At 41.1% G+C, this 24937-nt stretch carries 20 protein-coding genes, 1 tRNA gene and 1 pseudogene; 13 read left to right on the top strand and 9 right to left on the bottom strand.

Going from position 1 to position 24937, the window contains the following annotated elements:
• The first annotated feature begins 136 nt into the window (after positions 1 to 136).
• From ACE01U_RS05635 to ACE01U_RS05610, 6 genes and pseudogenes are all read left to right on the top strand, one after another.
• Complete coding sequence (locus ACE01U_RS05635) at positions 137 to 766, top strand: 1-acyl-sn-glycerol-3-phosphate acyltransferase (protein ID WP_395578911.1); 630 nt, start codon at positions 137 to 139, stop codon at positions 764 to 766.
• Between the two features lie 65 nt (positions 767 to 831).
• Positions 832 to 1749, top strand: a complete 918-nt coding sequence (locus ACE01U_RS05630; protein WP_395578910.1) for a patatin-like phospholipase family protein — start codon at positions 832 to 834, stop codon at positions 1747 to 1749.
• A gap of 97 nt (positions 1750 to 1846) precedes the next feature.
• Positions 1847 to 2320, top strand: coding sequence for an NfeD family protein (locus tag ACE01U_RS05625; RefSeq protein ID WP_086208558.1), 474 nt, complete (start codon positions 1847 to 1849; stop codon positions 2318 to 2320).
• A 15-nt stretch (positions 2321 to 2335) separates the two neighbouring features.
• Complete coding sequence (locus ACE01U_RS05620) at positions 2336 to 3193, top strand: SPFH domain-containing protein (RefSeq protein ID WP_086208559.1); 858 nt, start codon at positions 2336 to 2338, stop codon at positions 3191 to 3193.
• Positions 3194 to 3365: 172 nt separating this feature from the next.
• Positions 3366 to 4856: a sodium/proline symporter PutP gene (gene putP / locus ACE01U_RS05615; RefSeq protein ID WP_110974335.1), complete on the top strand. Its 1491-nt coding sequence runs from the start codon at positions 3366 to 3368 to the stop codon at positions 4854 to 4856.
• A 210-nt stretch (positions 4857 to 5066) separates the two neighbouring features.
• Positions 5067 to 5155, top strand: a pseudogene (locus ACE01U_RS05610) (IS1595 family transposase); the annotation flags it as partial.
• A 206-nt stretch (positions 5156 to 5361) separates the two neighbouring features.
• Here ACE01U_RS05610 and ACE01U_RS05605 read toward each other — a convergent pair.
• Both ACE01U_RS05605 and greB read right to left on the bottom strand, forming a co-directional pair.
• Positions 5362 to 5451, bottom strand: a tRNA-Ser gene (locus ACE01U_RS05605).
• Between the two features lie 89 nt (positions 5452 to 5540).
• Entirely contained in the window at positions 5541 to 6035 is a 495-nt protein-coding gene (gene greB, locus ACE01U_RS05600) for a transcription elongation factor GreB (protein ID WP_086208030.1), read from the bottom strand.
• Between the two features lie 365 nt (positions 6036 to 6400).
• Here greB and ACE01U_RS05595 point away from each other — a divergent pair, with 365 nt between their 5' ends.
• Positions 6401 to 7513 (top strand): MltF family protein, encoded by a 1113-nt coding sequence (locus tag ACE01U_RS05595; protein ID WP_395578909.1) that lies wholly within the window; start codon positions 6401 to 6403, stop codon positions 7511 to 7513.
• Between the two features lie 79 nt (positions 7514 to 7592).
• Here ACE01U_RS05595 and ACE01U_RS05590 read toward each other — a convergent pair whose 3' ends face one another.
• Entirely contained in the window at positions 7593 to 7976 is a 384-nt protein-coding gene (locus tag ACE01U_RS05590) for an SCP2 sterol-binding domain-containing protein (RefSeq protein ID WP_086208032.1), read from the bottom strand.
• A 227-nt stretch (positions 7977 to 8203) separates the two neighbouring features.
• The gene (gene ttcA, locus ACE01U_RS05585) at positions 8204 to 9127 is read right to left on the bottom strand and encodes a tRNA 2-thiocytidine(32) synthetase TtcA (protein ID WP_086208033.1); all 924 of its coding nucleotides are present in this window, start codon (positions 9125 to 9127) and stop codon (positions 8204 to 8206) included.
• Between the two features lie 502 nt (positions 9128 to 9629).
• Here ttcA and ACE01U_RS05580 point away from each other — a divergent pair.
• Positions 9630 to 10496 carry a lytic transglycosylase domain-containing protein gene (locus tag ACE01U_RS05580; protein ID WP_086208034.1) on the top strand — a complete coding sequence of 289 codons (867 nt, stop codon included), beginning with the start codon at positions 9630 to 9632 and terminating at the stop codon, positions 10494 to 10496.
• Between the two features lie 117 nt (positions 10497 to 10613).
• Positions 10614 to 11519: a protease HtpX gene (gene htpX / locus ACE01U_RS05575; RefSeq protein ID WP_058870051.1), complete on the top strand. Its 906-nt coding sequence runs from the start codon at positions 10614 to 10616 to the stop codon at positions 11517 to 11519.
• A 73-nt stretch (positions 11520 to 11592) separates the two neighbouring features.
• On the opposite strand, the gene ACE01U_RS05570 is transcribed toward htpX, so the two are convergent.
• From ACE01U_RS05570 to ACE01U_RS05555, 4 genes are all read right to left on the bottom strand, one after another.
• Positions 11593 to 11958: a bleomycin resistance protein gene (locus ACE01U_RS05570; protein ID WP_395578908.1), complete on the bottom strand. Its 366-nt coding sequence runs from the start codon at positions 11956 to 11958 to the stop codon at positions 11593 to 11595.
• A 6-nt stretch (positions 11959 to 11964) separates the two neighbouring features.
• On the bottom strand, positions 11965 to 12558 hold the full coding sequence (locus ACE01U_RS05565; RefSeq protein WP_086208035.1) for a DUF4112 domain-containing protein: 594 nt from the start codon (positions 12556 to 12558) through the stop codon (positions 11965 to 11967).
• Positions 12559 to 12673: 115 nt separating this feature from the next.
• A complete protein-coding gene (gene mgtE, locus ACE01U_RS05560) occupies positions 12674 to 14020 on the bottom strand; it encodes a magnesium transporter (RefSeq protein WP_395578907.1) in 1347 nt (448 codons plus the stop codon).
• A 132-nt stretch (positions 14021 to 14152) separates the two neighbouring features.
• Positions 14153 to 17257, bottom strand: a complete 3105-nt coding sequence (locus tag ACE01U_RS05555; RefSeq protein ID WP_395578906.1) for a multidrug efflux RND transporter permease subunit — start codon at positions 17255 to 17257, stop codon at positions 14153 to 14155.
• Positions 17258 to 18163: 906 nt separating this feature from the next.
• On the opposite strand from ACE01U_RS05555, the gene ACE01U_RS05550 reads away from it, so the two are divergent.
• Positions 18164 to 18538 (top strand): diacylglycerol kinase, encoded by a 375-nt coding sequence (locus tag ACE01U_RS05550; protein ID WP_395578905.1) that lies wholly within the window; start codon positions 18164 to 18166, stop codon positions 18536 to 18538.
• Between the two features lie 101 nt (positions 18539 to 18639).
• Here ACE01U_RS05550 and ACE01U_RS05545 read toward each other — a convergent pair whose 3' ends face one another.
• Complete coding sequence (locus tag ACE01U_RS05545; RefSeq protein ID WP_086208038.1) at positions 18640 to 20244, bottom strand: isocitrate lyase; 1605 nt, start codon at positions 20242 to 20244, stop codon at positions 18640 to 18642.
• Between the two features lie 647 nt (positions 20245 to 20891).
• Here ACE01U_RS05545 and ACE01U_RS05540 point away from each other — a divergent pair.
• From ACE01U_RS05540 to ACE01U_RS05530, 3 genes are all read left to right on the top strand, one after another.
• Positions 20892 to 21881, top strand: a complete 990-nt coding sequence (locus ACE01U_RS05540; RefSeq protein ID WP_086208039.1) for a LysR family transcriptional regulator — start codon at positions 20892 to 20894, stop codon at positions 21879 to 21881.
• 127 nt (positions 21882 to 22008) lie between these two features.
• Entirely contained in the window at positions 22009 to 23337 is a 1329-nt protein-coding gene (paeA, locus tag ACE01U_RS05535; protein WP_086208040.1) for a polyamine export protein PaeA, read from the top strand.
• A gap of 243 nt (positions 23338 to 23580) precedes the next feature.
• Positions 23581 to 24921 carry a CitMHS family transporter gene (locus ACE01U_RS05530; protein WP_086208041.1) on the top strand — a complete coding sequence of 447 codons (1341 nt, stop codon included), beginning with the start codon at positions 23581 to 23583 and terminating at the stop codon, positions 24919 to 24921.
• Positions 24922 to 24937: the final 16 nt, after the last annotated feature.

The following is a 24937-nucleotide window of genomic DNA, read 5'->3' as shown; positions in this document are numbered from 1 at the left end:
GGTCGTCCTAAATTCATCAATTGGGCAAAGTGTTCATTTTGGCTCGGTAGGCATTCACTATTTTGCCAATGAATTCAAACCGATCAATGCCTATTATTGAAATCATATTCATCTTGATCGTTTGAGTAAAATAATAATGAGTCCATCTTTTCCAGAACTACCAGATCAAGTGCCTCATCGTAATTCGTCTGCATTCACTCGCACTATGTTTAAGCAGATTTTTTTAGTGCAAGGTTGGCGCTTTGTTGGTGAGTTTCCAAATCTCCCCAAAGCCGTTGCGATTATTTCACCACACACTTCCAATATCGACGCATGGCACGGTTTCACCGCCTTGCTAGGTTTAGGCATTCAAATTACCATTTTTGGTAAGAATAGTTTGTTTCATACCCCGTTGAAACCATTGTTGGAATGGATTGGGGTGATTCCTGTGAATCGCACCCATGCCCAAGGCTTAACCCAAGACATTATCGCGATTATCAACAGCAAAGAAAAAATTTGGGTCGGTATGGCGCCTGAAGGCACCCGTAAACACGCCGAATCTATTCGTAGCGGTTTTTATCGTATTGCTCACGGTGCACAAGTTCCGATTGTGATGTTCTCTTTTGACTATACACAAAAGACCATTCACTGCTTGGGCGTGTTTCATCCTACTGGGCATTTTGAGCAAGACCTTGAGAAAATTTTAGATTTTTATGTTGGTAAATTTTCAGCCAAGAACCCAAAATGGTTGGCCAAGCCTTTACAAAAACGCTTAAAAAATAGCTAGTAAATCAAGGTCGAATCTGCTGAGATGTGCAGCATTATTTGTTTTGCGTTTTAGTACTTTTGACCATGAATTTTGCTCGTTTATCTCTGATTGGTGCACTCACACTGACTATGGCAGGATGTGATCTTGCATCAAAGAAAACACCAACAACTACTCCCGTTCAAGCCCGTGAACCTGTGGTTGCCATTGCCCTCGGCGGTGGCGGCGCCAAAGGCTTTGCACATATTGGTGTACTGAAAGTTTTGGAGTCACATGGCATCAAACCCAAAATTGTCACGGGAACCAGTGCTGGCAGTTTTGTGGGTAGTATCTATGCCAGTGGTAAAACACCTTATCAACTTCAACAAATTGCGCTGACTTTAAAAGAATCGGACATTCGAGACTTAACCCTCAATTCACAAGGTTTTGTGCAAGGACAAAAACTGCAAGACTATGTCAACAAACATGTCGGCAATAAACCGATTCAACAGTTCCCTATCCGCTTCGCTGCAGTCGCTACCCGTCTGGATACAGGACGAAAAGCCGACTTTATTAAAGGCAATGCGGGTCAAGCTGTTCGAGCATCCTGTAGTATTCCGAACGTTTTTGTCCCTGCGGTGATTGGTGGAACCAAATATGTCGATGGTGGCCTTGTTAGCCCAATTCCAGTGAAAACTGCCAAAGATATGGGCGCGGATATTGTAATTGCAGTTGATATTTCAGCCCGTCCCGTTGGAAACAAGCCACTGAATATGTGGGGTTTGCTCGATCAAACCATTAACATCATGGGGCAGCAAAGCATCAATCAAGAGCTAAGCCAAGCAACTGTAGTGATTCAACCCAAAGTTGGCCACCTAGGTACTTTAGACTTAACAGCGAGCAATCAATCTATTTTAGAAGGTGAAAAGGCAGCACAACTCAAAATTAAGTCAATTGAAAAAGCCATAGGTGACTTTAAAAAGTCACCAGCAGCCTTTAAACCTGCACCTAAAGCCAAATTCTAAAAAGTTTGATTTTTAATATTCAAAGACTTATTCATCTGCTAAATTGATATAGATGCTGCTGCATCTATATCCCTATAACGAATATATGAGTAGATGTATGGAATTTGCTTTTGAGCCTTGGCACTGGTTTGTATTGGGCGTTCTGTTAATGTTATCAGAGCTGATTCTGCCTGCTTTTGCCGCATTGTGGTTCGGTATTGCGGCCATTATGGTCGGTATTCTGTACTGGATGTTCCCAATGATGGGCGTTACCACGCAATTTGTAACGTGGATTATTTTGTCGATTTTATGCACTTTACTTTGGTTTAAGTTTATTAAACCACTTTCGACTGACAAAACCAAAGCAGGACTGTCTCGCGAAGCAACCATCGGTCAAATTGGCATGGTCATTCAAGCCAGTCCTGAAAATGAACACATACGCGTTCGCTTTCCCATTCCAGTTCTCGGTTCAGATGAATGGAACTGTCGCACTTTAGATAAAGTCCAAGTCGGTGACCGAGTGCGTGTCGTTGAAATACTGGGCAATGATTTAATGGTCAAAGCACATCTCTCAAGCAACGAAAATACTTAAAAGTGAGTTAAGACTATGTCTGGTGGATTTATTATTGTTTTAGCAATTTTGGCTTTTGCCGCTGTCACCATTTTTAAAGGTGTCCGCATTGTACCGCAAGGTTATAAATGGATTGTGCAACGTCTGGGTAAATACCATACTACATTGAGCCCAGGTCTCAACTTTGTGATTCCTTATGTCGATGAGGTGGCTTATAAAGTCACGACCAAAGACATTGTATTAGACATTCCCTCTCAAGAAGTGATTACCCGAGATAATGCGGTTTTGCTCATGAATGCCGTGGCGTATATCAACATCACCACGCCTGTAAATGCAGTCTACGGCATTGAAAACTATACATGGGCCATTCAAAACTTAGTACAAACATCACTACGTTCTATCGTGGGTGAAATGGATCTCGATGATGCACTCTCATCTCGTGACCATATTAAAGCCAAATTGAAAGCGGCTATTTCGGATGATATCTCAGACTGGGGCATTACCCTAAAAACCGTTGAAATCCAAGATATTCAACCTTCTTCAACCATGCAAGCTGCAATGGAAGCACAAGCTGCCGCAGAGCGTCAACGTCGTGCAACCGTGACCAAAGCAGACGGTGAAAAACAAGCCGCGATTTTAGAGGCAGACGGTCGTTTAGAAGCATCACGTCGTGACGCAGAAGCACAAGTCGTCTTAGCAGAGTCTTCTCAGCGTGCCATTGAAATGGTCACTTCGGCTGTAGGCGACAAGGAAATTCCTGTTGCTTACTTATTGGGTGAACAATATGTCAAAGCGATGCAAGACATGTCTAAATCAAACAATGCCAAAACAGTGGTTTTACCAGCCGATATTTTAAGTACCATCCGTGGTGTTATGGGACGTAAAGATATTTAACTGACTCCTGCGTTTAGCCAAAAAGGACAGCTTTCGAGCTGTCCTTTTTGTTCTACCTGCGAAAACAATAAAAGCCTGCTAAATTACGCATCATTTTTAATATTGTAAAATTCTTCCAGCTTTTTTGAGCATTTGAATTTTAATCTCTCTGCCATCTTAATATGGACATCGTATGAGCTCCCTCAATCCTACCCTCATTACTTTTCTTTTTTATATTGTCGCCATGGTCATTATTGGTCTGGTTGCCTACCGTGCGACCACCAATTTCTCTGACTATATTTTAGGCGGCCGTCGCTTAGGAAGCTTTGTCACCGCATTATCTGCGGGAGCATCCGACATGAGTGGTTGGTTACTCATGGGACTACCAGGCGCAATTTATCTCTCTGGTTTATCTGAAGTTTGGATTGCAATTGGCTTGATCATCGGAGCTTGGCTAAACTGGTTATTGGTCGCAGGACGCCTGCGTGTACATACCGAAGTGCAGTTCAATGCGCTCACCTTACCAGACTATTTTTCCAATCGCTTTGATGACCAAAAGAAAGTCTTGCGCATTGTCTCAGCCTTGGTCATTTTGATTTTCTTTGCAATTTACTGTGCCTCAGGCATGGTGGCAGGTGCACGCTTATTTGAAAGTATGTTTGCCATTCCCTACAGCACTGCACTTTGGATCAGTGCAATTGCAACTATTAGTTATGTCTTTATTGGTGGGTTCTTAGCAGTCAGCTGGACTGATACCATCCAAGCAGGTTTAATGATTTTTGCCCTATTGCTCACGCCTATTGTAGTTCTTCTGAGTTTCTCCGACTTAAACCATATGACTACAGTCCTTGAAGCAGCACGCCCACAAGCTTTTGATGTACTTGGTAATTTAAACCTTGTTGCCATCATTTCTCTATTGGCTTGGGGCTTAGGCTATTTTGGTCAACCTCATATTTTAGTGCGCTTCATGGCTGCCGATTCTGTTAAATCTATTCCCAATGCACGTCGTATCGGTATGACTTGGATGACACTCTGCTTAGGCGGTGCCGTAACGGCGGGCTTTTTTGGGATTGCCTATTTTGCAGAACACCCTGAGCTAGCTGCTGTGGTTAATGCCAACCCTGAAACCGTGTTTATGGAGCTTACTAAAATTCTTTTCAATCCGTGGATTGCTGGAATTGTTTTAGCTGCAATTTTAGCGGCGGTCATGAGCACTTTGAGCTGCCAACTTTTAGTATGCTCAAGTACCTTGACCGAAGATTTTTATAAATCGTTCTTACGTAAAAATGCCTCACAAACCGAACTGGTTTGGATCGGTCGTTTAATGGTGCTACTGATCGCCCTGCTTGCAATTTGGATGGCAGGTAATCCTGAATCTAAAGTTTTAGGCCTGGTAGCTTATGCATGGGCAGGTTTTGGCGCTGCATTTGGTCCACTCATCATTCTGTCTTTGTTCTGGAAACGCATGACTTTAAACGGTGCACTCTCGGGTATGATTGTCGGTGCGGTTGTGGTCATTCTTTGGAAAAACCTTTTTGCAGCTACAGGCCTTTACGAGATTATTCCCGGCTTTATCTGTTCACTCATCACGATCGTTGTTATCAGTCTTTTGGGTAAAGCACCAACGCAAGACATTACAGATCGTTTTGAAGAAGCAGATCGTGTATATAAAGCATCTCAATAAACCGCTACACATAAAAAAGAGGACATCAGCTGTCCTAAAATATTAGAAGAAGAGCCTCAACTGAGGCTCTTTCTAATTTTTCAAGGTTATTTATCAAAGAAAAAATAAGTTTTAAAGCTTCTTTTCAAATCAATTCACATGAACATTTGTTGCACATCTAATCTTCTTGTGCCAAATGTCTTGCGAAGCTCACAAGTAGATGGCAATGACTTGGCTCTTAAACAAACCGAATATCGCTTCAATCATCGCCACGCTAATTTATACGCGATTCACTGAAACTACTCCATAACAGTCCACTTTTACGTCCTAACCCCAAAAAGTTTCAATATAAATCAAACTTCGAGCACTTAAGAATAAGTTTGACCAAATAAATTATCCGTCCTGCATCGGTTTATATTGTTATTTCTAGTTTGGGCCAATCCAAAATTTGATATGGGGTAAGTTGAGGGGTAAAAGCACAGATAAAAAATAAGCCCTTGTTTTTACAAGGGCTTATTTAGATATTTGGCGGAAGCGGTGAGATTCGAACTCACGGAGGACTCACACCCTCGTCGGTTTTCAAGACCGGTGCATTAAACCGCTCTGCCACGCTTCCATGGGCGACATAATATAAACATTCGATCTACTTGGCAAATACTTTTCTTTAAAAACCACACTAAGTGGCTAAAATTAAAACAAAATCATTTAGTTCTCTAAATTTTCACTGTTTTCATAACGAATCGCATTCACATACCAAAGTTTTTTGCCCGTTGGTGTCACGACTTCAACCTCATCATCAACTTGCTTGGATAGTAAAGCTCGTGCCATAGGCGAATCGATTGAAATATGCTGTGGGTGATGATCATAAATTTCATCTACCCCCACAATCCGTAAAGTTTTTTGCTCACCTGCTTCATTTTCAATATCTACCCAAGCCCCAAAATAAATCTTGCCCGCTTGCTCTTCTGAAAAATCAATAATTCGCAACTCTTCAAGCCGTTTCCCTAAGTAACGAACACGTCGATCAATCTTTCGTAACAGCTGTTTGTTGTACTGATAATCTGCGTTCTCGCTACGGTCTCCGAGGCTTGCTGCCCAGTTTACTTTCTTGGTAATTTCAGGCCGTTCTTCATGCCAAAGGTGCTTTAATTCTGCCACTAATTTGTCGTGACCAACACGTGTAATTAAGTTTGATTTCATGATGAATGTCGTCTAAATCAGCTGGTTTATTTACAACAAAGATTTATTTTATCCCTTATTTCTTCACAACAGAAGTTTATAAAATAAATTCCCTAATTAAATTAAATCGTTATGTTACATTTCTTAAAAAAATATTGCACAAAATTTGACACTTTAGAATTTGCCCGATATTATGCGCACATCTTAAATTAGCTGCTTATTTTTTAATCTATGTAGTTTTTCTACATAATTCCTTTAATCCCATGTCATTTTGAATGACGTCATGAATGCCCAACCCCTTATTGAATTTAGCAAACTTGAACTCGTTTTAAGGCATGGTTTTGCCTTTGCGTTCTGGGGCATAAATTACTTGTAGCGGAGACAACATGCACAGTAGTTCAACTTCTGGATCGAGGCTTTGCCTTAATTCATTAACTTTCTCTCTCCCGTTGAAAGCCCTTGCTTTAAGTACTCTGTTAATTCCTTTTCATAGTATTAATGCAAGTAAGACTTACCAATATGATAATGTCGTCAATCATAATAAATTGACTGTCGTTTCAGTGGAAAATCCAACGACCGTTTTTAAAGATGGTCAACATTTGCATGGTTTTGGTTATGACCTTGCACGTAACTATGCAGATAGCTTAAATGTAAAGCTAGACTTCAAAACGGTTCCTGATAATGCCACGGCACTCAAATGGGTCGCTCAAGGCAAAGCAAATTTTGCAATGACAACCGCCAGCGTTCAAACGATTGAACAAAAGCATTTGTCTACTTTTTCTGCAACTTGTGGTGATTTGAACGTTTTGCGTAAAAATGGCCTCAATACTGAGCTGAATTGGGTGTTTAAACATGCGAATGATCCACTCACCCAAACAGCCAGCGGATTCGTATGTCAAAGTAAACAATCAGGTTCAATTGGTCAATTGGCCTCTTTTTACAACCGCAATGTCGTGAAGCCTGAAAACTGGAATACGATTCAACGTGATTTGCGTCAACGTATGCCGATCTATAAGGCCAGTTTTAAAAGCACAGCGCAAAAATACGACTTAGATTGGCACTTGTTAGCGGCCATTGGTTATCAAGAATCTTATCTTAAACCGAACTCTGTTTCTCCTACAGGTGTTCGTGGTTTGATGATGTTGACCAATAGCACGGCCAAAGCAATGGGTGTGAATAACCGTACCGACCCTGCACAAAGCATTCAAGGCGGTGCTAAGTACTACGACCAGATGCTGAGCCGCTATACCGATATTCCGTTCCCTGACCGCAACTGGTATGCACTGGTTGCCTACAATATGGGGCCAGGTGCGGTGAGCCAGATTCAAAAACGCATTCAAGCGCAAGGTAAAGACCCAAATAACTGGCTCAATCTTTATGCTTATTTAGAGCATAACCAAGCCAAAAATGGTCGCTACCGACAAGCGCTTCAGTATGTGACACGTATCCGTGCCTATCTTGAGCACATTAAAACCTCGCCACAGTTGGTCAATATCTAAACTTTGCATACCCAGAATTGATCATCATCGCAAAAAAAAGCTTACCTTTTGAGGTAAGCTTTTTTTTGTTTCAGAATACTTAAGCTGTTAGCTCAAGTACTTTCTTAAATAAATCTTTTTGCTCTTGGCTTGGCTTTGCCGTTTGCAATGCCATTAATTGTGACATATCACCCTGAACTTTTATTTTTCCTGTCATGAATGCTTGCATTGCTGCTGCCATATCAAACTCAAGGAAGACTTTACGTAAAGTTTCAGCGTCCATGTTCAAGGTTGTTTTCGCATTTGAAGACAAGCCTTTTTTAATTGCGCCACCATCTAAAGATAATTCGGTATTACCCGCATTGTCAGCAACAACTAAGTTAATTGCAAGATTTGCAAGTGCAGGTGGAAGGTTTAGATTCCCCGCTTGAGCAGTTAATGTTTCTACGGTTGAAAACCAATCATCAGTTAAAAAAGCAGGCATGATGTTTCCTCAATTCTTTGTTCGTTGTGTGCTGCCTATCCAGACGGCATCATTGTGAAGCTAAATACGCTTGCAGATTGTTATAGCATGTATATCTTATATGTGCCTAAAGTTTTTTGTACGTACCGTTCATATTTTATATTTCTTATACAAAGTTTATCAAAATCATTCACATAAAAAAAACACCAATCAATGATTGGTGTTTTGCATTGGCTGAAATGACAAAATTAATCTGCCACAAAGCCAAGATTGACCATGTTAATCCGTTTGCTTTCAGGTTCATCTTCCGTTGAACAACTTTCACCCTTAAAGTCGAACTCTCGTTCACTGTCTAAGGCTTCAAAGTCAAACAACTCACGATCGGCCAATTGTGATGGGGACACATTTTGCAAGGCACCAAAAATACTGTGTAGGCGTTTTGGATGGGCCTTATCCCACTCTCGCAGCATGTCATTCAACATAGCGCGTTGCAGATTTTCCTGAGAACCACACAAGTTGCACGGAATAATTGGAAACTGACGCATTTCGGCATATTTGATGATGTCTTTTTCTTCCACATAAGCCAGTGGACGAATCAAGATATTCTTTTTATCAGAAGACAACAACTTGGGTGGCATCGCTTTCAAACTGCCACCATGGAACAAGTTTAAGAAGAACGTCGCCAAGATATCATCACGGTGATGTCCCAATGCTACTTTGGTTGCCCCTATTTCTTGTGCAAAGCCATATAGAGAACCACGGCGTAAACGTGAACATACTGCACAATAGGTCTTGCCCTCAGGCGTCAAGCGTTTGGTAATGCTATAGGTGTCTTTTTCTAAGATATAATAAGGAATATTATTTTCTTCTAAATAGCGCGGCAATACATCTTCTGGGAAACCAGGCTGCTTCTGGTCCAAATTCACCGCCACCACATCAAAATTGATCGGTGCAATGCGTTTAAACTGCAACATAATATCGAGTAAGGTGTAACTGTCCTTACCACCTGAAATGCAGACCATCACTTTATCGCCTTCTTCGATCATTTTAAAATCACGAATGGCATGACCCACCTGACGGCGTAGCTTTTTCAACAAACGATAATACGCAGAGCTAGTGGGTAGTTCTGGTTTAAAATTAAATCCCTGATCGGACTCAACTGGCGAGAACATAGACGAGTTAAACCTTAAAAAAAATACCGCGCAATTTTATCCGATTCGTCATCATCTCGCACCTAAAGAATGTAAATTCTCATGAATTGTCATTGCTGTCATATTCATGTATTAAAATCGGTTTAACTTTGAACGATTGCGTTCATTTTCTGGCTGAACTGCTTATCTTTTGGACTTTCCCACATTTTTCCACAAAAGCTGTGGATAACTTTGTGGATTCTAGCAGGCTTGACAAGGTGTTCATCCCATACTTTAAGGCTTCTATTTAAATTGATCATTTTTTGATCAATTTATTTTTTGTTTAATTTCAATACCTTATCTTAGTCAAGCAATCCTCATTAAAAATAAATTAATTATTTTTTTTGATTACTCTCTCAGCAATTGGACTTGATTTTTACAAAGTCATAGATTTTTTGAACTTAAAAATAGTTTCAGGCTGTTATTTTTTTGCTAAACTCAATTCTAGTCACTGAAAACGATTTTTTACGATTAATAATAGATAATGAAAAATAAGCTGCTTTTGACTCATTTTTATGTTTTGGGGTGTATGACGATTTCGTTCATGGCACTGAATTGTCACGCAGGTCAAACCATCTATCAACTCAAAGATTCGAACGGCACGACTTTGTTGACCAATAAACAAAGTCGTTATAGCAATTTAAAAGTTGAAAAGAAAACCTATTATCCAGACAGCAACATCCACAGCTATAGCAATTGGGGAGCATCTGAATCCTCGGTATTACCCAGTTATAGTCGCAACAAAAATGCTTTTGACCACATTATTCGCCAAGCAGCGCAAACCCATGGTGTTTCAGAAGGCTTAATCAAAGCCGTGATGCATACAGAATCAGGCTTTAATGTGAATGCCCGCTCTCCTGTTGGTGCACAAGGCCTAATGCAACTGATGCCAGCAACTGCTCGTCGCTTCAATGTCTCAAATGCATACGATCCACAACAAAACATTAACGCTGGTGCGAAATACCTTGCGTGGTTGATGAAACGCTTTAATGGTAATACCAGCCTTGCCCTTGCAGGCTATAATGCGGGCGAAGGCAATGTGCAAAAGTATGGTGGCATTCCACCGTTTCGTGAAACACAAGACTACGTGAGACGTGTCAGCAGTCGATATAGCAATTTATATTCAGGCAGCTTAAATATCAGTTCAAATAGTCCAGCAAGCAATACTCAAGTCATTGCGCAATCTGCTAACTATAATGAAGACTCAGCCCCAAGCACACAGTTGAGCGTGAGTCGCACTGCGCCTGCACGCCAAATCATTCTAGCCTCTGATGGCAGTTATACTGATGCCCCAGGTTCCTATGCCACCACAAATGCAACCGCCTCCGCCCGTATTCATATTTCTGAATAATTTTTATAGCAGTTTTATTATTTTTTCTTGAATTTTGAAGAATTTCACCTCATATTGAGATCAATGATTTTTGATTTATAAATCAGATTATTTTTTTATTATAAGAGGATTTTCTCAATGATGCGGATTGGTTTGTTCTTGCTAACCAACCTCGCGGTACTGGTTGTAGCTGGCATTATCTTGTCACTCTTCGGTGTCGGTAGTTACCATGGCGCGGGTGGCTTAAATCTAGGTAACCTTTTGGTTATCTGTTTTGTCTTTGGTATGGTTGGCTCAATGATTTCTCTATTCATGTCAAAATGGATGGCGAAGAAAACAACTGGTACAGAGTTAATTGACCCCAATGCCCCACGTAACCAAGCTGAAGCATGGTTGCTACAAGAAGTCGCTCAATTGGCGCAACGTTCTGGTATTAAAATGCCAGAAGTCGGTATTTTCCCCTCTTACCAATCGAATGCCTTTGCTACAGGTTGGAACAAGAACGATGCATTAGTTGCCGTTTCTACTGGCTTACTTGAGCGTATGAATAAAGACGAGCTTCGCGCAGTCTTGGCTCACGAAATTGGTCACGTGGCCAATGGTGACATGGTGACTTTGGCGCTCGTTCAAGGTGTCGTGAACGCCTTCGTGATGTTCTTTGCACGTGTTGCAGGTGATTTCATTGATCGTAATGTCTTTGGACGTGAAGACGGAGAAGCACCTGGTTTAGCTTATTTTGCCATTACTATTGTGCTTGATATTGTCTTTGGTGTTTTAGCTTCTGCAATCGTGATGTGGTTCTCCCGCTACCGCGAATATCGTGCAGATGAAGCAGGTGCCCGTCTTGCAGGCAAACAAGCGATGATTTCAGCCTTGTTGCGTTTACAAGCAGAATCACAACTTCCAGATGCTATGCCTAAAGAAATGAAAGCGTTTGCGATCGCGGCAGGTCAAGAACAAGGCTTTAGTTTAGCCGCTTTGTTCCAAACCCACCCGACGATTGAACAACGTGTTGCTGCTTTACAACAGCTCGATTGTCCATAAAAAACTCGTTCACTAGATTTTAAAAAGCCTCCTCTTGGAGGCTTTTTTGTGACTCTGCATCACAGATGCATCTTCATTCAATCGTCACTTCGATACAGCGTAATAAACTACCATTTGGGTCAATGATACAAAACTGGCGGATCTCATCAAAATCCTGAATATCAGTCATACGGGCAGTTTCCCACAACGCCCAATTCACTTTAGACCAATATTCATAATAGGGGTGAATCTTCGCTACGCGAATACAGGCACTATGCCATGAACTGTTTGGATCTAAATGTGGATGATGGAAAAATTCCAGTGTCATCGCACCTAAACGCAGAATCATCCACTCTGCGGATTGATAGATCAAATCAAAGCCCAAGCTTTGGTAAAATGAAGCAGTGCATACCAAATCAATCGCTGGCAAATTCGCCGTAATCTGACCTTCAAATTTCATCAGCAGCTATCCTAGGTTTAGTCCTTGTAACCAATGCCACATCACACTGCCACCCCACCATAATAAGCCAATAAAACAGACCAAGAAGATCAGGCCAAACAAATCGGGGATGTGTAGCCAAAGCCATGCAATTACTGGATTTCGCCAAAATGCGGACTGTTGCTGTTTCTTTTCCAATTTTTCATGAAGAAAGGGATGAGTCACATGATGCTCTGAATGAATTTGGTATTCTTCCCGAATATGGTCATGAACCACATCCAGTGCTTTACGACTCGGACGGATAAAAATATCAAACAATGTCCCTAATACAGGGATAAAACCAACGACGGCATCAATCATAGCCAGCTTCAACACTGGACTTAATTTCTCTTGCGGCACGCCAATTTGTTTGGCTTTATAAATGGCATAACAAGTCAAGGCAAAACCCGCGATATCCCCAGCGATGGGAACAGTACTCAGCGCTGCATCGGCACCTACACCCTGCTTGGTGAACGGAATACGCACCACCGAATCCATCATATTGGCATATTTGGCCAAATCACGCTCTAAACGAATGACATCTTGCTGGCTCATTTTTTTTTGTTCTAAGGGTTCAGGCATGTTGGTACTGACCTCCATTATTTCAACCACATTAACATCATAAAACCACTGAATTATGCTGGTTTTTATCACTTTTTTCTGTGCTAACTTTGTGCTGAAACAAGTGCTTATAGGCTTAGGACAAGCTTAAAATTTGCGATGCAATCAGCAGATATACCACCACGCCTGATGCATCACAAATTGAAGTGACCAAAGGTGCAGATGCACTGGCTGGGTCGAGTTTCATGCGGTTTAAGATAAACGGCAGACTCATACCAATCAGACACCCCATCAACACAATACCCATCATACTTAGCGCCAAAACCACGGCGACCAAAATATCCCCACGGAAATAGCCCAAAATAGAGACTGCCGTTGCCATGGTTCCACCTAAACACAGCGCAACCAGACTTTCACGTCCGAGCAAATAAAACCAGTCTTTAAAATGTACATCACCCGTTGCTAGTGCGCGTACCATTAAAGTTGCGGACTGAGACCCTGCATTTCCGCCACTTCCCACCAGTAAAGGGAGGAAAAATACCAAAACGATATGTGCTGCAATCAAGTCTTCAAAATGCGCAATTCCCAGCCCCGAGAGTAAACTGCCAAAAACCAGAAATACCAACCAAAACACCCGCTTCTGATACAGCAAGAGGATTGGAGCCGTTTTAATACTCATTTGCGGACTGGCCGCAACCGCACTACTTTTTAGAATATCTTCTGTGGTTTCTTGTTGTACCACATCCATTGCATCGTCATAAGTCACAATCCCCAATAGACGCTGCTGCTCATCGACAATTGGCAAAGCCATAAAATCATAATGGGCCAGTTTCTGTGCAATACTTTCCTGATCCTCACTGACTAAACCCGTGATGACATGGCTCGTCATAACTTGTCCAATGGATTGCTCAGGTGGAGACTGGATAATTTGCCGCAATGAAATCACACCGTGTAAATAACGCGAGGCATCAGTCACATAGATTAGATATAAAGTTTCACTTTCCGCTGCATGTTGTCGAATATGTTGAATCGCCTGTTGCATGGTCATTTCGGCATGTACCGTAATGACTTCAGTGGTCATGATGGCGCCTGCGGACTCAGCAGGATAATCCATCAACGTCTTCAGTTGGACTTGAATCTGCGCATCTAATTTAGAAAAAAGTTGAGTTTGAAGCGCGAGAGGCAAGCTTTGAAATAAATCGGTGCGATCATCCGAATGCATGTGAGCCAGTAAGCTCAGCAGCAAAGCCTGAGGCAATTGCGCTGCTAGCTGCTGCTGCTCGGTCAACGCTAAAAACTCAAAAACATAACTGGCTTGAGGTAATTGTTCCAATAGCTGAATTTGCGCATGTATAGGCAGACCCATTAAAATATCAGCCAAATCCGCAGTGCTGTACTGTTTCAGACTTTGGATAAAAGCATGATTATCGGGCTGATTTAATTGATCTTCGAAATCTTGCTGTGAAAATGACGGATTTGGCATACACCACTCAAATATTGTTCTTCTTTATTTGTCCGAGTATAGCAAAGGATCTTTAAATATCTGGAGCTTCCTGTGGCTACAGTTTAAAGATCCGCCATGCGTATTAAACTCTATACATGTTTCGGCTTGGACTTAGACTTCATCCTGCTGAGTTCGCCCATGAAACACATGACGAACCAGAACATACATTAAAGGTATAAACAACAATACCAGCACGGTTCCAAAAATCACTCCACCGAGTACACTTACTCCAATTTCCTGACGACTTGCCGCCCCTGCACCAAAGGCAAAAACCAAAGGAGTCACACCGGCCCCAAAAGCCAAAGATGTCATTAAAATCGGACGTAGACGTAGGCTGGCCCCTTCTAATGCAGCTTGAATTGCTGTTTGGCCTTTTTGCTGTGCCAATGAGGCGAATTCCACAATTAAAATCGCATTTTTGCAGGATAAACCAATCGTGGTGAGTAATGCGATCTGGAAATAAATATCATTTGGAAAGCCCGTCAGATAACTAAACAAAATATTACCACCAATCCCTAATGGAATCGCACTCATCACTGCCGTTGGGATACTCCAACTCTCATACAGTGCTGCTAAACATAAAAAAATAAAGCCGATGGAGACCAAATACAGGAGCAATGCTTGGTTATTAGACTTATTTTCTTCATAAGATAAACCACTCCAAGACAGATCAATCCCCTCATGTGCTTGTAGCATTTTCTGGACATCTTGCATGGCTTGACCCGAACTGACGTTTCTGGCGGTATCTGCTTCCATTTCTAGGGCAGTATAACCCATAAAACGATTTACCACTTCAGGACCGCCACTCCAAGATACTTGGGAAAAATTGCTAAATGGAATCATTTGGTTCAGATCATTGCGCACCGTCCAAGCCTGAAGATCTTCAGGTTTAGAACGGAACGCGGCATCAGCCTGCATAATCACCCGCTTAATCCGACCACGGTCAATGAAATCATTGATGTAAGTTCCACCCCATGCACTCGACAAGGTATTGTTAATCGCAGTTTGACTAAGCCCATTGGCTAATGCCTGCTGTTGGTTAATATCAACCTTGAGTTCAGCTTTATCGGGGTTAGAACGTTTATCTAAATTGCTAAAACTAGAGTACTGCTTGGATGCTTCCTGCAAAGCCTTGAACTGTGCTTCTAAATAAGCACGACCTTCACCATTAATGTCTCGGATCCAGAACTCCATACCATCGGTTTGCCCCAAACCATTCACCGATGACGGCAAATTAATATTAATTTGTGCATTTCGATGTGCATTAAAATGAGCAATTGCACGCTCTCGAATCGCTTGCGCTGAGTTGTCCTTCCCCTTACGCTCATCCCAATGTTTGAGTGCAATAAAGCCTTGACCCAAGTTTTGTCCTGTCCCCGAGAAGTTACGCCCATAACGGATCATTACCAAATTGATATTGGCCTGTTCTTGGTCTAAGAAATATTGGCGAATCTCTTCTCCAACGACACGACTTTGACTCAGTGGTGCACCATCAGCCAATTTAAATTGCACACTTAAAATACCTTGATCTTCACTTGGAATAAAACTGGTCGGCAAAGCCCGGTAAAACAACGCAAACACGGTAATGAGTGCCACAAAGATGAGTAACATGATTTTACTGTGTTGAATCGTCTGAGTACTTAATCGTAAATAATGCTGTTTTAACTGATCTAGCTTTAAGTTGAACCACGTTGCCCAACGGGCAGATTTATCATTCGGTTTTAAAATGAGAGCACATAAGGCAGGAGTAAGCACCAATGCCACCAATAAAGACAGTGCCATGGCCGCCACTAAAGTGATGGAAAACTGACGATAAATCACTCCCGTTGAACCACCAAAAAATGCCATGGGAATAAATACAGCAGTTAACACCAAAGTAATCCCGATCAATGCTCCGCTGATTTCCTGCATAGATGTAATAGAGGCCTGCTCTGCACTCATATTCTGTTCATGCATCAACCGTTCAACGTTTTCCACTACCACAATCGCATCATCCACCAAAAGACCAATCGCTAAGACCAATGCAAATAGTGTTAAGGTATTAATACTCATCCCAAGTACGTATAAAATAGCAAGTGTGCCTAAAATCACGACAGGTACTGTAATGGTCGGAATCAGTGTTGCACGCCAGTTTTGTAAAAATACAAACATGACCACAATCACCAGAAGCACCGCTTCAAATAGTGTTTTGACGACTTCCTTAATCGACTCTTGCACAAAAGGTGTGTTATCACGCGGATAAACAATTTGATAACCTTCAGGCAGTTTAGAAGACAAGCGGGCAACTTCTTGTTTAATCAATGCAGACGTTGCTAAGGCATTGGCACCTGAGGACAGAGAAATCCCAATCCCAGCTGAAGGAAACCCATTAATGGTATTAAACGACTGGTAATTTTCCGCGCCCAGTTCAATCCGAGCCACGTCTTTTAAATAGATAAAACCGCCATCACGGTTCGATTTCACAATAATGTTTTCAAATTCTTCAACAGTTTTTAACCGTGTGCCAGATGTCACTTTAGCATTCAAATATTGATCTGACAGGGTTGGCAAATCGCCGATTGCCCCTGCCGCAACTTGGGTATTTTGCGCTTCAACCGCTGCACGAATATCACTGGGCATCAGTCCATATTGGCGTAGTTTATGTGGATTGAGCCATATACGCATAGCATACTGAGAACCAAAAACATCAACCTCTCCAACGCCATCAATACGGGCTAAGTCTTGCTCTAAGTGGGTCATCATATAATCTGACAACTCAATATTATTGCTTTTTCCTGTTTGGTCATATAGACCAATCACCATATGCGTATCGCCCAAAGACTTATAAACATTGACGCCTTGACGTTGTACATCTTCAGGTAAACGGTTAATCACACCATTGACCGCATTTTGTACTTGAACCTGAGCAGTTTCAGGATCGGTACCATTTTCAAAGCTAATGCTGATTCGACTACGACCATTTGAATCGCTACTGGAGCTAAAATAAAGTAAATGATCAATCCCTTTTATTTGTTGTTCTAAGACCTGAGTGACACTTTCTTCTACAGTCTCAGCCGATGCCCCTGTGTATGTTGCACCTACCGTAATTCTAGGCGGCGCAATATCTGGATAACGTTCCACAGGCAACTGAAAGGTGGCAAACAAACCAAATGCCATGACAATAATTGCGAGTACACCTGCAAAGATTGGCCGATGAATAAAAAACTTAGAGAGCATGGAATGGTGTTACTCTAGGGTTAGGGTCTGAATCTAAAAACTTCATGTAACTACATGCATGATCTTCCATGACGAATCATTAAAAAACAAGACCTAACAACATGAAAGAGAACATTAAAGCGAAATATGAAGAAACTATGAAGAAATATTTTTGACCATTTGATGACAACCACTAATTTTCTGTAGTTAGACATGAATTTGACATGTTTAATCTAAATACTAGCGGCACAACACTAACTAAACTTTGAGGGCAAAAGGCTAAAAATGCGCTATCGCTTACAAGGCCTCTAGGCTTAGCTGACAATCAGCAGGATAATAAAAACGGTACAGTCGTAGCTACAATACCCCATCAATAATGAATACATTCAGGCTGTATAACTGATTATCGGGCATCGAGAGCAAAAAATAGGTACGACCTAACCAGACTTAAATCGAATCCAACATACAACAAGCAACTCCATCCGATTTTATGGTCATGTGCATGCCATAAGGCTAATAGCCCATCTTTATATCCTTCTCGCTGAAAACGATTCCCCCCTTTTAGACTGGTGTGCAATCTCGGTTATAAATAAGAGAAAGATACACTGGCAACGTTTTAAACATTTATTAAAGCAAGTTTAGATTGTATTTTCACTAATTACACAGCTCTCGGTCATAAAGCAATTCACAGCTTTTAGAAGCAAAGAAGCTCGTTATTTACATTCCCGAAGCAATCAGATTACGTTTTCTGCTCAGCGCGCCTTGCTTCGTTTTTCAATGGTATTCGGTAAAAAATAAAAATATGAGTATATGGTTCTGCCCTCTTTATCTAGCTTTATCTAAAAGCACAACGGCATTCATCACATCTTTAAGCGACTTTTAATATAACTTGGGTATTGTGTTTAAAATTTTAAAATAATGGCAGCTATGACTCTATATTCCCCATTTAAAGGTAGCTCTGGCGTTAAACGCATTTTAAATGCAACGCAATATTCTCTTTCTGGTTTCAAAGCCGCTTTTGCCCATGAAGCTGCTTTTCGTCAAGTTCTTTGGATTAATCTTATTCTTATTCCTGTAAGCTTTTTATGTGATGTGAGCCGTTTTGAACAAGCTTTAATGGTTGCAGTCTGTTTACTGGCGCTCATTGTTGAACTATTCAACTCGGCAATTGAAGCCGTGGTGGATCGAATCTCTCTTGAACGTCATGCACTTTCAAAAAATGCCAAAGATATGGGCAGTGCTGCACAATTCGTTTCTTTGAGTATGATCTTTATTGTATGGCTATTTATATTAATCCCTTAAGATTTCAAATCTGATCGCTCAGTTGATATCTAATCACAATTAAAATCACCAACCATAAAAAAACCCTGCTTTCGCAGGGTTTTTTTGAATCAAGTCAAAACTTAGTGAGCTGAGAATTGGTTCATTGTGTTTTTAGCATCATCGTGCGCTTTAAGAGCGTTGTCACCAGAGAAGATTTCTTTGTGATCATCACCGATGTCAGAACCAGCCATTGCTTGGTGTTTAACACAAGCGATACCACCACGGATTTCTTTACGTTGTACGCCAGCAACATAAGCCAACATACCTTCAGAACCGAAGTAACCTTGTGCAAGCTCATGAGTAGAAAGAGCAGCAGTGTGGTAAGTAGGAAGTGTGATCAAGTGATGGAACACACCCGCTTCACGAGAAGCATCAGCTTGGAATGTACGTACTTTCTCATCAGCATCAGCAGCTAATTCAGTTGCATCGTACTCAGCGCTCATTAATTTAGCACGGTCGTAAGCAGAAACGTCTTTACCTTCAGCAACCCAACGGTCGTAAGCTTGTTGACGGAAGTTTAAAGTCCAGTTGAATGATGGGCTGTTGTTGTAAACAAGCTTAGCATTTGGAACTGTTTCACGTACACGGTTAACCATGTGAGCGATTTCTTCAACGTTTGGAGTTGCAGTTTCGATCCAAAGAAGATCCGCACCATTTTGAAGGCTAGATACACAGTCAAGTACAACACGGTCAATTTGAGTGTCAGCACGGAACTGGTATAAACCAGAAGCTAAACGCTTAGGACGGTGTAATTTACCATCACGTTTGATCAAGATTTCATCTTCTTGAGCATCAGCGATGTCAATTTCAGTTGTGTCTAAGTAGCTGATGTATTGAGAAGCAATGTCACCTGGCTCTTTAACCACTGGGATTTTTTGAGTCAAGTCAGCGCCTTCAGAGTCAGTACGCGCAACGATGATACCGTCATCAAGACCCATTTCTAAGAATGCATAACGTAATGCATGGATTTTAGCGATGAAGTCTTCGTGTGGAACTGTTACTTTACCAGCTTGGTGACCACATTGTTTCGCGTCAGATACTTGGTTTTCGATTTGAAGTGCACAAGCACCAGCTTCGATCATTTTACGAGCAAGTAAGTAAGTTGCTTCTTCGTTACCGAAACCAGCGTCGATGTCCGCAATAATTGGCACAACGTGAGTTTGGAAACCGTCGATTTGAGCAGTGATTTCAGCAGCTTTAGCAGTATCACCCGCTTCGTTTGCTTTTTTAAGCGCACGGAATAAATCGTTAAGTTCTTTCGCATCAGCTTGACGTAAGAAAGTGTAGATTTCTTCGATCAAAGCAGGTACTGAAGTTTTTTCGTGCATAGATTGGTCAGGAAGTGGACCAAATTCTGAACGAAGTGCAGCAACCATCCAACCAGAAAGGTAGATATAACGACGTTCAGTTGTACCGAAGTATTTTTTGTTCGCAATCATTTTTTGTTGTGCGATGAAACCGTGCCAGCAACCCAAAGATTGAGTGTATTTGCTAGAATCAGCATCATAAGCAGCCATATCACGACGCATAATCGCAGCTGTGTATTTAGCAATGTCTAAACCAGTTTTAAAACGGTTTTGTAATTGCATACGCGCAGCATCTTCAGGACTGATGTCTGCCCAAGTGCTACCGAATTTTGCTTTTAATTCGCGGATTGCATCAATCGCTGTTTGGTATGTAGTCATGATATTTCCTGTAATAATATTAGGATTTTCTTCAACGAATGGCTAAAATCAGACCCTCGAGCTTTTGCTTAGATTTAGAGCACTTCGTTGCGATGAATACAGATTAGATTGGCAGAAAAAATTAATCCAATATTCTGCATTAATTTTCGGTATTTATTTAAAAAATGGGTAGATAAAAGTCGAATTATATTTTACTAATTTCAATTCAAGTATATGTTATTTATGATTTTATATAAAATATAAAATGCTTTAAATTTAAACATTAAGTTCAATATTTCTTCATTAGACTTAAGTCTCGGCAGTTCAAAAAAACAGTTTAAACTAGAAATCAATGTTTCATTTAGCTCAAATGACAAAAACCATTTGCTTGGGTTAAAGTATATTTTTCACACGTTTATTCCACTAATAATAGTAATTTCAAACCAATTTTTTTGCCTAAATTACCATCAACCATCGTGCCTTTCCAATCTAAATATTGACCCAAATTCCAATAGATTTTCAGATTAAAAACATTCTATTTAGCGCACCTTTTAAGAAGAATTCCGAATACACTTTGATGCTTTTTTTTTCATCAGTTTCTCACACAAGCCCGATGGCTTATGGCATAATGCAAACAATTTCATGATTTTATTCTCGGTATTTTTTTTATGAATCTGGAGCGGGTTGATCTAAACCTATTAATTTACTTGGACGTACTCTTACGTGAAAAAAATGTAACCCGAGCTGCTGAACAATTGGGTGTCACCCAACCAGCTATGAGTAATATCCTACGTCGCCTTCGTAACTTATTTAACGACCCTCTCCTGATTCGCTCTTCCGAAGGGATGACTCCCACAGAACGTGCTTTAGAATTACAACCGCGCATTCGCGACGCACTTTCCGATCTTTCCATGATTTTGGAACCTCGTACCGAGTTCCGTCCTTATACCTCAAATCGCGTATTCCGTATTATGACTTCGGACTATGCTGAAGCAACTTTGGTTCCTCGTCTCGTGAAAGCGCTTCGCTCTGAAGCACCCAACGTCGTTTTAGACTTTTTAACCCCAAGTGACGTGTCCTATCGCGACATGGAACAAGGGAAAGTCGATTTAGCCATCAACCGCTTCAATGAAATTCCACAAAGCTTCCACCAAGTTCTTGTTTGGCGTGACAGTTTCTCTTGCCTACTTAACAGTAAACACCCTGCCGCTGGCAATTTGAACTTAAAAAGCTATTTAGATGCTCAACACATTTGGGTCTCTAAAACTGGTATGGGCGTTGGTTTCGGCGTCAACCCTGAAAAACAAGCTGGACTCGGCTGGATTGACCAAGCTTTGGAACGGATTGGGCAAAAGCGTAAAATTTCGGTCTTTACTCGCCACTACCAAATGCCTGCTCTACTGGCATCTAATGTCGACTTAGTTGCAACCTTACCAACACGTATTGCACGCTTACAAGCCAAGAGCCAAAGCCTACTCATCAAAGACCCTCCGTTTTACATTCCAGAGTTTGAGCTCAAGATGGCATGGTGTCCTCTACTCCATCATCATCCTGCGCACCGTTGGCTCAGACAACTCATTTTATATGTGGCACGTCAAATGATTGAGGAAGAAAATCGTGAGTTTCTGGGCAATAACTCACAATTCTCACATTATTAAGCATTCAAGTTCTAAATAATTCATTTTCATACCAATACTCAGGTATGATAGAAGGCAGTAATTTATTACTGCCTTCATTTTTTGTGTTAAAAATATTCATAATAACGATGAATCACAGGTGGATTCCGTGAGCCTTTTTCAAAACATAGTTATCATTCTAGTCCTAATTGCTGGGGCGGGTTTCTTGTCTCTGACAGAAATAGCACTAGCAGGAGCACGTAAAGTCAAGCTAAAAATCTTGGCTGAGTCTGGCGATGATCGAGCACAGAAAGTTTTGAATTTACAAGAAAATTCTGCCGACTTCTTTGCTGCTTCGCAGATTGGCTTAAATGCAGTGGCGATCTTGGGCGGTATTTTAGGTGAGGGGGCTTTTCGTCCTTATTTCATGACCTTTGTTTCTCGTTTTTATACAGGACCATGGGCGGAAACCATTAGCTTTGCATTGTCATTTACCTTAGTCACCTCCCTGTTCATTTTGTTTGCAGACCTCATGCCAAAACGTTTGGCTATGATTGCACCTGAGAAAATTTCGATTGCGGTGATTAATCCCATTCAGGTTTTTATTAAGGTCTGCAAACCTTTGGCTTGGATTATTAACGCAGTGGCCAATTTGCTGTTCCGCCTGTTTAAGGTCAACACGACACGGGATGATAACATTACCTTTGATGATATTTCTGCGGTGATGGATGCTGGTGCGCAAGCGGGAGTCCTACAAAAGCAAGAACACCATTTCATTGAAAACGTATTTGAGCTAGAAGAACGAAATGTTCCATCTAGTATGACCACTCGTGAAAATGTCATTTACTTTACGTTGAATGAACCTGAAGAAAGTATTCGCCAAAAATTAGCTCAATATCCTTATTCTAAATTTCTTGTTTGCAGCGAAAATATTGACGATGTGATTGGCTATGTCGATGCCAAAGACATTCTAGTCCGTATTCTAAATAATCAATCTTTACTGCAACTCAACGAAAGTACCATTCGTAATGTACTCACCATTCCAGACACATTAACCTTATCTGAGTTATTAGACCGTTTCCGCTCCACCAAAGAAAAATTTGCAGTCGTGATTAACGAATACGCTTTGGTTGTAGGTGTGATTACCCTCTCAGACATTATGATTACCGTTATGGGTGACTGGGTTACACCGATTGAGGCTGAGCAACAAATTATTAAACGCGATAATAATTCATGGTTGATTGATGGCAGTACACCCATTGAAGACATTAAGCACGCACTTGAAATTGATGAAATGCCAGATGAAGAGAATTATGAAACGCTTGCAGGTTTTATGATGTACCGTCTGCGAAAAATTCCACGTCCTGCCGACACTGTTGAATATGCAGGCTTTAAGTTTGAAGTCGTGGATGTCGATCATTTTAAAATTGACCAACTCTTAGTCACACGCTTACTTGAAGAAATCAAAACATCTGAAAGTAAAAGTGATGAAGAATAAGCTACTCTTCTTTTAATAAAAAACCTTGCCTCCAGTGCAAGGTTTTTTTTTGAAATACTCAAAGCATCTTTTGAGTTATACAAATTAAGTATCTCTACCATACTTTATAGATATATATTATTTTTTAGAAAAATAGAATGGAAAACCACATTTGTTTAAGAGCATTTAAAAATTCTGTTGAATTGCATACTATCGCTATCACTTGATTAATAAACAGACTTAACACGTTCAAAGGATTGATTCATGCTGACCATATTAGGTTTAGGCATGATTATGTGCTTCATGTACTTAATCATGTCTAAACGTCTGAGCGCCCTCGTTGCCCTAACTCTAATCCCTATCATTTTCGCTTTACTTACTTATGTTTTAAGTCTCTTTGTTGATAATTTAGCTGGATTTAATATTGCCGAACTTGGCGATATGATGATGGAAGGCATTAAAAAACTTGCACCGACTGGTGTGATGTTACTTTTCGCTATCCTGTATTTTGCCATCATGATCGACACAGGGCTTTTCGATCCTTCAGTAAAATGGATTCTAAAGCAGGTTAAAGGCGATCCTTTAAAAGTGACCCTCGGTACCATTACCCTAACTTTAATTGTGTCTTTAGATGGTGATGGTTCAACCACTTACATGATCTGTGTCGCTGCAATGCTACCACTGTATAAGCGTATTGGTATGAGCCCTTTAATCATGGCTTGTTTAATGATGCTTGCGAGCGGCATCATGAACTTAACGCCATGGGGTGGACCAACAGCGCGGGCAGCAACCGCATTACACGTCGATCCAAATGATGTCTTTGTTCCTATGATTTTGCCAATGCTCGTTGCTATTGGATGGCTATACTTCCTCGGCTTTATGTATGGTCGTATGGAACGTAAGCGTATTGGTATTGTGGAATTAGACATTAGCCATGGTGACAGTATTCAAATTTCACAAGAACCTGAAGCCAACCGCGCGCACTTAAGATGGTTCAATGCACTATTGACCTTAGTACTTATGGTCTGCCTAGTGATGGGGCTATTGCCTGCAGCAATTCTATTCATGGTTGCACTGTGTATTGCATTAGTGGTGAACTATCCTGATCTGGATATGCAAAAGCGTTTGGTGGGTAACCACTCTGCCAGTGCCTTAGCTGTAGTCGGGATTATCTTTGCAGCAGGTATTTTTACCGGCATTCTATCTGGTACAGGTATGGTTGAAGCCATGTCTCAAGAACTGGTTGCAATTATTCCTGAAAGTATGGGACCGTATTTAGCGCCAATCACAGCTGTGATTAGTATGCCACTGACTTTCTTTATGTCGAATGATGCCTTCTATTTTGGTGTACTGCCTGTGCTCTCTGAAGCCGCTGGACACTATGGTATCAGTCCTGTGGAAATGGCGCGGGCTTCGATTGTTGGTCAACCCGTACACTTACTTTCACCTTTGGTGCCATCGACTTATTTACTCTGTGGATTAGCCGGTATTAACTTTGGTGAACACCAAGAATTTACCATCAAATGGGCAATCATTACGTGTTTAGTGATGCTCGTCACTGCAGTGATCTTTGGTATTTTCCCACTCTATTCAACTCTCGGCTAAATAAACAGCATGCAAT

This window comes from Acinetobacter halobius (assembly GCF_044130335.1).
Taxonomy (GTDB): Bacteria; Pseudomonadota; Gammaproteobacteria; order Pseudomonadales; family Moraxellaceae; genus Acinetobacter.
The sequence above is the reverse complement of the archived record's forward strand: the minus strand, read 5'-3'. Positions and strand labels throughout refer to the sequence as shown.